Genomic DNA, 10,942 nt, shown 5'->3' on the forward strand with positions numbered 1-10,942 from the left:
AGCGCTATAGCTTAAAACGGTTTAGTGCATCACTTACTTTATGGCCGAGCTCATTTATCTGACGAATATTTTCACTTAACGCCGTTAGTTCATCACTATTTTGTTCTGCACTATGCTCTACTTCCTGCATACGCGTAACGATGTCTTGCGCCATGGTACTTTGCTGCGCACTTGATTGATCTATTTGATTACTTTTGTCTGCCAAACGCGATAAACCTTGCTCAATCAAATCGACTGCACCTGTAAGTGCTGCGCTTCGCTCAGTACACGTCAGCGCAGCCTCTTGCCCTTGATTAATCGCGCGTTGCGCATCGCTGGTACCGCTTTGTAGTTCGGTAATCATTTGCGCTATTTCTTTTGTTGATTCTTGCGTACGCGATGCTAACAACCTGACTTCATCAGCTACTACGGCAAAACCACGTCCCTGCTCTCCCGCACGCGCAGCTTCAATGGCTGCATTCAGAGCTAACAAATTAGTTTGTTCAGAGATTGCGACGATAGTATCTAGAATACTGCCAATATTACTCGACTGGTTTGAAAGCTCAGCCATCAACGCAACCGATGTATTCAAGTTTGAAGCAAGCAATTGTATTTGTTCTCGGTTTTGCGTTGCCAAATTTAGCACAGCATCGCTTTGTTCACTTGCTTGATTAATATCTTCGGAGCTTTCTTTGGTTTGTGTGTTTACCGTATTAGCGCTGGTATGCACATCTTGTGCAAGTGCCGTGGTGTGTTTTGCCCGCTCAATTTGTTTTTCAGCATTGTGCGAAACCGTTGCACTTCTTGCTAAGGAATTTTCAAGGCGCGACTCAAGTGATGCCACCTGTTCGAAAATATCGGTGATCAGCTCTTTTAAATTATCAATAACCCGATTCAATTTATCGCTTACTTCACCAAATTCATCATCGTTAACCTTGCGCGCATGACGCGAGAAATCGCCATCAGCTACTTTTGTAAGCGTATGATTTACATAGCCTAACGGTATTATAATCGCGCGTATCGTTAAGGTAGCGATAATTGCAGCAACCAATAGAAAAACACCAGCAATGACCATAAGTAACAACTGATTTTCATCTATTTTTTCATCTGCTAATTGTTGATAACGGTTCACTAGTTCACTGGCGCTTTGTTTTATGGTGTGAATTGAACTGTTAATTTCTTCAGAAAGCGCTTCTACGCGATTGTAGTCTTGTTCAAATTGATTGTACTTAGCAAGCTGTAGCGTCTGTTGTTGATACAAATGTGCCGGATTATCGACGTTACTGTTAAATACAGCCAAGTTTTGTTCAAAACGCGTTTGAAAATCACCGCTTTCAATATCTGTGAGCTGTTGATTGAGAAAATTGTAGTTGTCTTTAATATTTGCCAGTAAAAACCGCGTATCGTTTTGATGTTTAACTTGCGTTTCACTGTCTAAAGTTTGACTAAGTGCATTGGTTACTTCAGTTAAATTAAACAACATATCATCGATGCGGATCGCGGTGCCCATCACTTCATCTAACAGGCGCGAACTTAATCCTGTTAATGTTTCTAGGTCATATAATAAATCGGAGCTTTGTGAAATAAGTGCGAGCTGCTTTTCAATCAAAGTTTTGTTTGTTTTTTTAGCATTTAAATAGGCATTTTTGTTATCAGTTAAACTTTCCGACGCTTCAATTAATGCCAGTGATTGGTTATTTAGTTTTTCAAGGTCAATGCTGTAATCTGCAATGCCACTTGAAAGTGTTTGTTGTAGTTGATTTTTAAGTGATTGATTTTGTGCTCTGAATTTTTCTATAACATTTAATTTGTTGGCACCGTAAATTGCGTTAGCGTTTTTTGAGTAGTTGAGAATAAGCGTTTGAATGTCATCGGCACTGCGTTGTACTGGTAAAGCCTGCTCTTTAATATTTAAGTAAGCACGCTCAATATTCGACAATGACATATAAAAAAACAGGCAAACACCCGCAAGCAAAATGCCCACTGATGCAAAGCCAAAGGTGATTTTTTGTTTTACCGTAAAAACCATTAAAACGCCCTACTACTTTAATAACTCGGTTTAAGTATAACGTAATATTTATAAAGTGATTTTGTTTTGAAATGAAACGAAAATACGCCAACTAATGTTGGCGTATTTTGACATCATTAAATTGATGGACGAAACAACTTCTGAGGTGTTTGTAATACTAATAAGCGACTTTGATCTTTCAGTACCATATTGTTTAAACGATAAGACGAATAACGTGCCTGAGTGGTAAATGGTAGCGACAGTGAATCGTCACCGTTTAACTCTTTTGCCATTTCAACCGTGGCTATATCATAAAAACGTACCCCATCATTACTACCTTGTAACGTTGCTTGCAAACTAAAACGCCCCGCATCATTTACCATCAATGGTACCTTAGCTTCAATATGCGATTTCGACGCACTAAATGTCACATTAGGTAACGCCTTTGCAGTTTGTTTAAAATTAACAAATGGAATTTTAAGCGAACGCTTTACTGGCATATTAGCGCGCTCTGCATCAATTTGAAGTTCAAGCTCATACAGGCCATTGATTGCTCCAAAATACGCCAGTGCTTTATCAAAATTAAAGTGGTTATTGGTTATATCTACCGTTACTTTTTCATTTGTTGGGCTAATCAGTTTAGCTGACATCGTTTTGATTTGAGTCACGTTATCAGTAAACGAAAGCGATTGATATGCCAGTTTATTTGCACTTTGAATAGAACGGTTATTCGCTGCAACGGCAAGAACAACATCACTGTGCTTTTCCTTTACGTGTACTAGATATTTCGCATCATCAATCAGATATTGATTTGTTTTTAGCGTTAGTTGTTGCAAAGCGTGTTGCGACTTTACCTTTAGCGCTACACTGCCATCACTAAAACCTGCATCGTTCATTTCTTTTTGCGCAAACACTTGTTCTACCTGTGCACGATTGCCCTTTGTTAACACTTTAGAATTTGGTGTTAACGACAATGCACTAACATCAAGCGGTTCAACAAATTGTGTGTTTGCAACATCAAATTTCGGCGCAACTCGAACAAAACTATTCTGAGCAGACAACGGCAACTCAACACCTTGCTTAAGCGCTTTGCCAGATATTGTCATCCAATATTCATCGCTTTTTAATGCTTGCAGTAACGGCTGCTCAACAGCTGGTTGTACTTTTTTAAACTGATATACGACCGGTTCAGCATGGATTGAAAACGTCGATAGTAAGCTTGCAAAAAGCGTTAATACAGTAAAATGTTTCATAACTAGATCTCCGAAATTCGATTGCGTAGTAGGCCATCTAAATTGAAACATTTACGACGACTTTGATGATGACTTAAAGGCTCACTGCCACGTGTTTTATTTTTATCTTTAAACCACACACTGCCCGCAAGCGATTGCGAACTACATTCCAAGAATCCATCAGAGCAATCATCTAACCAGTTTTGTGTAACCTCTAGCGCCACTTGATATTGATAGCCTCCACAGTAACTATCGCCATCCCAAATTGCCGAATCAACATCACTACCTACAACTGCCTCAAATGCAGAACTAAGTGCCGGTCGATTAGGCGTACCATATAACCAATTTTGATTGTAATGTGCCATCCAACCCACTTGCTGCTGTTTCACCGCGTCACTGTCGTAGCCTAAGATCCAGCCAAGGGTTGTTTCAAATGAATTACCTGCGGTTACCGCATCGGCTAATGGTGTACCACCAGACGACGGTGCAAGCGCGATTGTCTTTTTGACCGTATTTATAATAGCGACAAAACGGCTATCCCATGTTGGATTAGATAAAATCCAACGCACAACATTACCGCCATTTGAGTGTGTAATGAGTGTTAAGGACGTAATGTTTTTACTATTTATAAAGTTAGTGAGCTGCTCTGCCAAGCAACCTGATGCTCGCGTATCCCACATATAGCGATCGAAATCGCAATTGATCACCGTGTAATTGTTTGTGTTACTTAACCCTTGCCTCACTGAGTTTACAAATTCACCTGTCCAGTAGTCATTATATGCATCTGTTTGACTTCCAGTCCCATGAATAAAGGCCAGTCCATGACTTGCCCAAAGAGGCGTGCTTGCGTACAACAACACCGCATAAGCTATTATTTTCGTTATTTTCATACTGTGTGTTCCTAATTATTATTTGTGATCGGAGGAGTGACCTCCGATCACAAAATAGCCAATTTAGGTACAATTACAACATTTTTTTACACTTTATTAACAATCGGTATGATTAAGCCGATTGTTATTACATAAATATGAAAGCTGGGTTATATATTCATAACCATTTGATATAGCTAAACGAATCGTTTGTATTAAATTTGACGTGGATAACACACTGTTTTACTAAGAAAAGACGCTAAATCCACTAGCTATCTTTAACGGAATCCATTACAACATGGGTCGTTATGGTCGCGACCTGCTCGATATCACCTAACACATTGGTGTGAAATTGCTTATAACTTTTCAAATCTTTGGTTTCTACTCTTAAAATATACTCAAATGCACCGGTTACGTTGTGGCATTCAAGCACTTCTTTTGAAAGTGTAATTGCCTCTTCAAATTGCGTTTGCGCTGTTTTGGTATGCACCGACAAGCCCACCGTAATAAATGCTTTAAAGCCGATCCCTAGTTGTTCGGTGTCAATGGTGGCTTTATAACCTGTAATAATCTTTGCCCGCTCAAGCTCTTGTACCCGGCGTAAACATGCCGATGGCGATAATCCAATTCGCTCAGCCAATTGAATATTGGTCAAACTGCTGTCGCGTGATAACTCAAACAATATTTGTTCGTTAAACTTATCCATATCTAAATTTTATTGTGCCATTTAATTTTATTAGACAATATAAAACAGCAAATTGCGCAATAAGTAAATTACTCTATTAAAAAAGGAGTCCACTATGAATACTGAATTACTTATTGCATTAATAACATTTTGTTTTGTTTCATCTATCACCCCAGGCCCGAATAACTTAATGTTATTAAGCTCAGGGTTAAATTTTGGTCTGCGCCGTTCGATTTCGCATCTGTTAGGTGTTGCCATTGGTTTTAGCGTGATGGTGCTATTGGTGGGAATTGGCGTAAGTCAGTTATTTCAAGCCTTCCCTGCAAGTTACACCGTATTAAAATGGGTAAGCATCGTCTATTTATGTTACCTCGCATACAAAATCGCGAATAACCATACTATTGATGAAGTCGCATCGGATGCGAAACCATTAACCTTTATGCAAGCTGCGCTTTTTCAATGGGTCAACCCTAAAGCGTGGACAATGGCGTTAAGTGTTAATGCGGTGTATGCCAGTGATCAAAGTCTACAATCTGTGATGTTAGTAAGTGTGGTGTTTTTACTTATTAACTTACCGTCTATTGGCTGTTGGTTAGTATTGGGAAAAAGTTTAAAGCAACTTATTGCCTCACACATTAAAATACGTTTGTTTAATTGGCTTATGGCAGCACTATTAGTTGTATCGGTTATACCTATGCTTTAATCCCCTAGTGACTAGAGGTGTATTGGCGCTTTTGAGCATAATACATTCAAAAGCATGAAGAAATAACAACAGAACAAACGGGTGACTTGGACTTTCTGGCAGCGTTTTCTTGGCGTTTAGCTTTGTTAACTAAAGCGATAACCGTTCTAGTTTATTTCTAAAGCAAATAAACAAGTTTGAAGATAGTGATTAACGTTCAAAACCCCTTAATAGTTTACGGTACATGTATCAACATTCTGTTTATCGCAATAGTGAAAACCTAAATAAGTAAATTCTTGCTTAGGTTTCACATTGTGTTTTAAATACTGATACAAATATTCGGCGCCCTGTTTTCCCATATCAAAAGGTTTTTGGCCAATATTGACTGTGGAAAGCCCCTTAGATAATGCACTTAATTGCAACTCTTCGGTATCGGCCGAGACAATCACAATATCACCTGATTTAATCTTAGATTTAAACTGATTAAGCTGGTCAATGTAACGTGGATTAAACTGAGCAAATCCCGCTACGGCGATAAAAACCGGCGGCGCATCGAGTTTGATCTTACCTACTAACTGACTAAGTGCTAGGCCTCGTTTACCCAAGCTGTAAACTGGGCATAATTCATGCTCTTGCCATTGGTAGCCATCATTCAAACGCTGTAAGCTTTGGCCACTTAACGCATGGCGCACACCTTTGATTCGCTGGTTTAAGTTTGGCGTAGATGGATGCCCAGACTGCAGGCACACAGTGTTTGTGTGTTTAACGTTATTTTTAACGTATTCGCCTAGGGCAACACCAAAATCGAAATTATTAGTACCAACATACGCTAAACGGTAATCATGATGTTGCGGTAACAAGTCTGAGTCAAAGGTAATTACTGGAATATCAAGCTCAAATGCTCGCTTAAGGGCACCATTTACTAAGTAATCAGAATCAGTAACCGAAATGAGTAACGCATTTACTCCGCTTTCGATCAGTCGGTTAATTTTGAGCGTTTGACCACGAATATCTTGAAAGTCATCAGCGCCTTCGTAAATACATCGTAAATCTGAGTGATTTTTAGCGACAGACTCACACCCTTTAAATGATTGGATATAAAAACTATCATTTTTGGTTTTACCGATAACACCAATTGTGTAGCTGGCATTACTGGTAAAACTAAATAAAACTAAAAATAAGTTGAATAAAAACAACAACCAAAAACTACTATTTTGTGCTTTATTCCGCATGGAGATGACTACAATAAATTTAAAATACAATCTCAGTATAGAAGCATCATTGTGTTAAATTAAACAGTTATTTACGATTTTTTTAACTTTCATTCATTTTTGAATAATAACCAATCAAAAGTAGCGTTAAAAACGCACAAAAATAAAACTGCAATGATAATAGGTGCCAGTATAATGTTGCAAAAGAATGCCTGACAGACATTACCCATTTATTACAATTCAAATAAATCCGCTTAAATCAATTCGATTATTCACTTTTCAATCCAAATACGAACAATTTAAACGCATAAAAAGATTGATCTATATCAATGATGGGATTAGTATATTTTAAAGTTTCAGAAATTATTGAAAGTTTAGAATGTTGCTAACACCAAAAATCGAAAGTTTTGTAATGCATTGCGGCGAAATGGGCAGCCGTTGGGGATTTAACCGCACAATCGGTCAAATCATGGGTTTATTGCTAATGAGTGAAGAACCACTAAGTGCAGTTTCGTTATCAGAAACCTTAAATATCTCACGCGGTAACGTTAGTATGGCAATCAAAGAATTACAGTCGTGGCGCTTAGTATCGGTAATTCATAAGCCTGGTGACCGAAAAGATTACTATGCACCCGCTGGCGATATTTGGGAATTAGCAAACCGAGTATTTGAAGAGCGCAGAAAAAGAGAGATGGACCCAACCCTATCTCTTTTGCGCGCTTCAATCATTGATGAACCCGCTAATGCAGAAGAAGCGTATGCACAGGACAAAATGTCTGAGCTGCATGACTTGCTTGAAACCATCACCGTTTGGGCAAGTGAGTTACAAAGCATGAGTCCTGAGAAGTTGACAACACTTATGAAGCTCGGCTCTGGTGTTGTTAAAGTACTCGATTTTAAAGATAAAGTTTTGAAAAGCGGTAATAGTAATTAACCGCTTTTTTGTGCGCACTGAAAAAGTGCATATGTCGTCGTGTTGCTATTTAATTTTTGTTTTATTGAATACCGGAAGAAGTATCGCAATTAGTAAACAAGGTGCTACAAGGCTAAATTTCCCCTTTGTTGTTTGTATACAATGGCAAATACAGCCCAACCAGTACACGTTAAAATTTGCTAACCAAATCCGTGTTTAAAAAACATTATATAAATAGCACGTCTATTCTTTGGGGGTCGTTTATGTTGGATACGTTAATGCTTTCACGCATACAGTTTGCTGCCAACATTAGTTTTCACATTTTATTTCCCACTATAACCATCGCGATGTGTTGGTTTTTAGTTTTCTTTAAAGTCAGGTTTGATATGACAGGCAATCCGGTTTGGATGCGCGCATATCGATTCTGGGTAAAAATCTTTGCCCTTTCATTTGCCCTTGGCGTTGTAAGCGGTATTACCATGTCATTTCAGTTTGGCACTAACTGGCCCGGTTTTATGGAAAAAGTCGGAAACATCGCGGGGCCACTATTAGGCTACGAAGTGTTAACTGCATTTTTCCTAGAGGCGACATTTTTAGGCATTATGTTGTTTGGTATTAAACGTGTGCCACCAAAAGTACATACTTTAGCTTGTATTGTGGTAGCAATCGGCACCACGCTTTCAGCGTTTTGGATCTTAAGTTTAAATTCGTGGATGCAAACACCAACCGGTTTCGAGATGCGAGATGGAATCGCCTACCCAACCGACTGGTTTGCAGTAATTTTTAATCCAAGTTTTCCTTACCGCTTAGCGCATATGCTTTTGGCTTCGGGCTTAACGGCAAGCTTTATGATAATTGGCGTGAGTTGCTATCGTTTACTTAAAGGGGACGATAAACAAGCACCAAAATTAACATTAAAAGTAGCGGTTATTGTGGCGGCGATTTTATCACCGTTACAAGCATTTGTTGGTGATTTACATGGCCTTAATACACTTGAACATCAACCACAGAAAATAGCGGCAATGGAAGGTGTTTGGCAAACCGAAAAAGGCGCTCCTTTACTGCTATTTGCAATTCCTGATGAAGAAAACAGAACGAATCATTTTGAAATTGGCATACCTAACATGGCAAGCTTTATTCTTACCCATGAGCTTGATGGTGAAATTAAGGGGCTTGATGAATTTAAAGGTGAGCATCCGCCAGTTAAACCTGTATTTTTTGGCTTTAGAATAATGGTTGGCCTAGGTTTACTGATGATCGCCATCTCTTGGTTTGCAACCTATACCCTTAAAAAACGCGGCCAATTACCCACATGGCTAATGCGTATTCTTGTTGGCTTAACATTCTCAGGTTGGTTAGCTACGTTAGCTGGCTGGTATGTAACTGAAATAGGCAGACAACCTTACCTTGTTAGCGGTGTGCTAAAAGTGTCTGACGCTGCAACACAAATTGCGCCTGCAAATGTTGGTTTTAGCTTAGCGCTCTATTTAACTACCTATGCCATTTTGTTAGTCGCTTATCTGCATACAGTGTTTCTAATGGCGCGCCGTGCCGTTGAAATTGAAGAATTTGATATGAGCGAAAAGCCAATAAAACAATTACCAAGTAAAGGGGATAATGCATATGTTTGATCAAGCAACTCTGGCAATTATATTTGTATCCCTAATGGGCCTTGCAACATTAATGTACGCTGTTTTAGACGGTTACGACTTAGGTGTAGGGATTTTACTGCCGTTAGACGATGAAACCTCAGCAGATACCATGATTGCGTCGATAGGACCATTTTGGGATGCTAATGAAACCTGGTTAGTATTAGCGATTGGCCTTTTACTCATTGCGTTTCCAACTGCACACAGTATTGTCTTTCAAGCGCTCTATATCCCGTGTACATTTATGTTGATTGGCTTAATTATGCGCGGTGTGGCATTTGATTTTAGAGCCAAGGCCATTGTTGCCCATAAGCGTAAATGGGATACGGTGTTTAAATCTGGTTCTTTGCTCGCCTCGCTTGCGCAAGGCTACATGCTCGGTTTGTATGTTATGGGGTTTTCAAACACCTTAGAAGCGCACGGTTTTGCCCTTTTAAGTGCAATTGGAGTTTCAGCGGCTTATACCTTTATTGGCAGTGCATGGCTAGTTATGAAAACCGAAGGCGATTTGCAACAAAAAGCCATAGCGCATTGTAAATCAACGGTTGTTATTACGTTTGTTGGTATATTGCTGGTATCACTGGTTAACTTACTTATTTCACCAGAGATCTATCAAAAATGGTTCGACTTTCCGTATGCACTGATCTTAATTCCCATTCCGATTATTTGTGCAAGCTTCTTTGTACTATGTTGGTTTGTACTAAAGCGCTTAGCTAAACAGCCAAATATTGGTGCAGCCCTACCATTCTTTTTTGCGCTATTGATTTTTACCCTATCATTTTTTGGCTTAGCATTTAGCTTTTTCCCTGAGATTGTGCCGGGTAAATTAACAATTTGGCAAGCTGTTGCAGCACCTGAAGCACTAAACTTTATGTTGTGGGGGGCGTTAATTGTAGTGCCAACTATTTTGGCTTATACCGCATTTTCTTACAGAGTGTTTTGGGGAAAGGTGGACGAACTTCGCTACTATTAGCTTCAATTCAGCTATTAAAATAAGTGTGTAGCCACTGGGTTACACACTTATAATAAATTTATTAGAAATATAGGCTTTCAACCGTTTCACCGGCAATTTTCACGTCACACTTGTCGCCTGACTTTGAATTAGATGACTGAATAGCGCCCGCTACTGCACCAAATACACCACCTTTTTCATTCAGCACAGAGCTAAAGTAACAATAGCTAGAAACATTAACTTCTTGATAGCTCGTGTTTAAGTTAAGTGTTGGCGTGTATGGAGGAAAACGACCTTTCATTACCGGATCGCCATTTACCGTTAGTTGTACTTCATTTCGTTTAGTGTCGTACTGGCCACCAAAAACGTAAGTCTTACCTTGGTACGCAATGGTTTTTTCTTGTGCTTGAATTGGCGGTGTAGAACCACAACCAACAAGTGTAAGTGAAGAAAGTGCAACAAGTGAAAGTGTTAGTGTTCTTAACATAATAGAATTTCCGTATAAAAATAAGACAAAAATTACTCTACGTTAAAGAATATCTAGATTCAAGAAAATGAATGTTAAGATTTGAAATCGTTCAAAACATAAATACAAATAACTACTGGTAAACTCTGTCTACAGCTGTCGCACTATCAGATAATTAAAGATTTACAAGCGAGATAGGTGCACTACGTTTGCATCTTATGATCAAATTTGTGTCGTATTTAATTGAAAGTAGTTGGTGCAGAATTAATTTACTTTGCGTAAATAATAAAGCCAGC

10 protein-coding genes are annotated in these 10,942 nt (G+C 38.9%); 4 read left to right on the forward strand and 6 right to left on the reverse strand.

The window, feature by feature from the left end; all coding sequences use genetic code 11:
- Positions 1–4 precede the first annotated feature (4 nt).
- From ACHSBP_RS13900 to ACHSBP_RS13915, 4 genes are all read right to left on the reverse strand, one after another.
- The gene (locus tag ACHSBP_RS13900; protein WP_395389198.1) at positions 5–2,008 is read right to left on the reverse strand and encodes a methyl-accepting chemotaxis protein; all 2,004 of its coding nucleotides are present in this window, start codon (positions 2,006–2,008) and stop codon (positions 5–7) included.
- A gap of 116 nt (positions 2,009–2,124) precedes the next feature.
- Positions 2,125–3,240, reverse strand: a complete 1,116-nt coding sequence (locus tag ACHSBP_RS13905) for a DUF4785 domain-containing protein (protein ID WP_395389200.1) — start codon at positions 3,238–3,240, stop codon at positions 2,125–2,127.
- A 2-nt stretch (positions 3,241–3,242) separates the two neighbouring features.
- Complete coding sequence (locus ACHSBP_RS13910; RefSeq protein WP_395389201.1) at positions 3,243–4,109, reverse strand: hypothetical protein; 867 nt, start codon at positions 4,107–4,109, stop codon at positions 3,243–3,245.
- 247 nt (positions 4,110–4,356) lie between these two features.
- Positions 4,357–4,794 (reverse strand): Lrp/AsnC family transcriptional regulator, encoded by a 438-nt coding sequence (locus tag ACHSBP_RS13915; RefSeq protein ID WP_010559059.1) that lies wholly within the window; start codon positions 4,792–4,794, stop codon positions 4,357–4,359.
- Between the two features lie 94 nt (positions 4,795–4,888).
- Between ACHSBP_RS13915 and ACHSBP_RS13920 the strand changes: the two genes are divergently transcribed.
- Positions 4,889–5,476, forward strand: a complete 588-nt coding sequence (locus tag ACHSBP_RS13920) for a LysE family translocator (protein WP_395389202.1) — start codon at positions 4,889–4,891, stop codon at positions 5,474–5,476.
- Between the two features lie 206 nt (positions 5,477–5,682).
- Here the strand turns inward: ACHSBP_RS13920 and ACHSBP_RS13925 are convergent, their stop codons facing one another.
- A complete protein-coding gene (locus ACHSBP_RS13925) occupies positions 5,683–6,687 on the reverse strand; it encodes a substrate-binding domain-containing protein (RefSeq protein WP_010559057.1) in 1,005 nt (334 codons plus the stop codon).
- Positions 6,688–7,045: 358 nt separating this feature from the next.
- Here ACHSBP_RS13925 and ACHSBP_RS13930 point away from each other — a divergent pair, with 358 nt between their 5' ends.
- From ACHSBP_RS13930 to cydB, 3 genes are all read left to right on the forward strand, one after another.
- The gene (locus tag ACHSBP_RS13930; protein ID WP_100915291.1) at positions 7,046–7,600 is read left to right on the forward strand and encodes a GbsR/MarR family transcriptional regulator; all 555 of its coding nucleotides are present in this window, start codon (positions 7,046–7,048) and stop codon (positions 7,598–7,600) included.
- Positions 7,601–7,842: 242 nt separating this feature from the next.
- Positions 7,843–9,210: a cytochrome ubiquinol oxidase subunit I gene (locus tag ACHSBP_RS13935; RefSeq protein WP_336437010.1), complete on the forward strand. Its 1,368-nt coding sequence runs from the start codon at positions 7,843–7,845 to the stop codon at positions 9,208–9,210.
- Positions 9,203–10,201: a cytochrome d ubiquinol oxidase subunit II gene (gene cydB, locus ACHSBP_RS13940; RefSeq protein ID WP_100915293.1), complete on the forward strand. Its 999-nt coding sequence runs from the start codon at positions 9,203–9,205 to the stop codon at positions 10,199–10,201. Before ACHSBP_RS13935 ends, cydB begins: the two co-directional genes overlap by 8 nt.
- 61 nt (positions 10,202–10,262) lie before the next feature.
- On the opposite strand, the gene ACHSBP_RS13945 is transcribed toward cydB, so the two are convergent.
- Complete coding sequence (locus ACHSBP_RS13945) at positions 10,263–10,667, reverse strand: hypothetical protein (RefSeq protein WP_105172811.1); 405 nt, start codon at positions 10,665–10,667, stop codon at positions 10,263–10,265.
- Positions 10,668–10,942: the final 275 nt, after the last annotated feature.

It is taken from the genome of Pseudoalteromonas sp. XMcav1-K (genome assembly GCF_044005875.1).
In the GTDB taxonomy this organism is placed as follows: domain Bacteria; phylum Pseudomonadota; class Gammaproteobacteria; order Enterobacterales; family Alteromonadaceae; genus Pseudoalteromonas; species Pseudoalteromonas spongiae.

What these genes read in the sequence shown, in the direction of transcription:
- ACHSBP_RS13925 (WP_010559057.1), bottom strand. Translation starts at nt 6,687, where the DNA reads ATGCGGAATAAAGCACAAAATAGTAGTTTTTGGTTGTTGTTTTTATTC.
- cydB (WP_100915293.1), top strand. Translation starts at nt 9,203, where the DNA reads ATGTTTGATCAAGCAACTCTGGCAATTATATTTGTATCCCTAATGGGC.
- ACHSBP_RS13930 (WP_100915291.1), top strand. Translation starts at nt 7,046, where the DNA reads ATGTTGCTAACACCAAAAATCGAAAGTTTTGTAATGCATTGCGGCGAA.
- ACHSBP_RS13910 (WP_395389201.1), bottom strand. Translation starts at nt 4,109, where the DNA reads ATGAAAATAACGAAAATAATAGCTTATGCGGTGTTGTTGTACGCAAGC.
- ACHSBP_RS13905 (WP_395389200.1), bottom strand. Translation starts at nt 3,240, where the DNA reads ATGAAACATTTTACTGTATTAACGCTTTTTGCAAGCTTACTATCGACG.
- ACHSBP_RS13945 (WP_105172811.1), bottom strand. Translation starts at nt 10,667, where the DNA reads ATGTTAAGAACACTAACACTTTCACTTGTTGCACTTTCTTCACTTACA.
- ACHSBP_RS13900 (WP_395389198.1), bottom strand. Translation starts at nt 2,008, where the DNA reads ATGGTTTTTACGGTAAAACAAAAAATCACCTTTGGCTTTGCATCAGTG.
- ACHSBP_RS13920 (WP_395389202.1), top strand. Translation starts at nt 4,889, where the DNA reads ATGAATACTGAATTACTTATTGCATTAATAACATTTTGTTTTGTTTCA.
- ACHSBP_RS13915 (WP_010559059.1), bottom strand. Translation starts at nt 4,794, where the DNA reads ATGGATAAGTTTAACGAACAAATATTGTTTGAGTTATCACGCGACAGC.
- ACHSBP_RS13935 (WP_336437010.1), top strand. Translation starts at nt 7,843, where the DNA reads ATGTTGGATACGTTAATGCTTTCACGCATACAGTTTGCTGCCAACATT.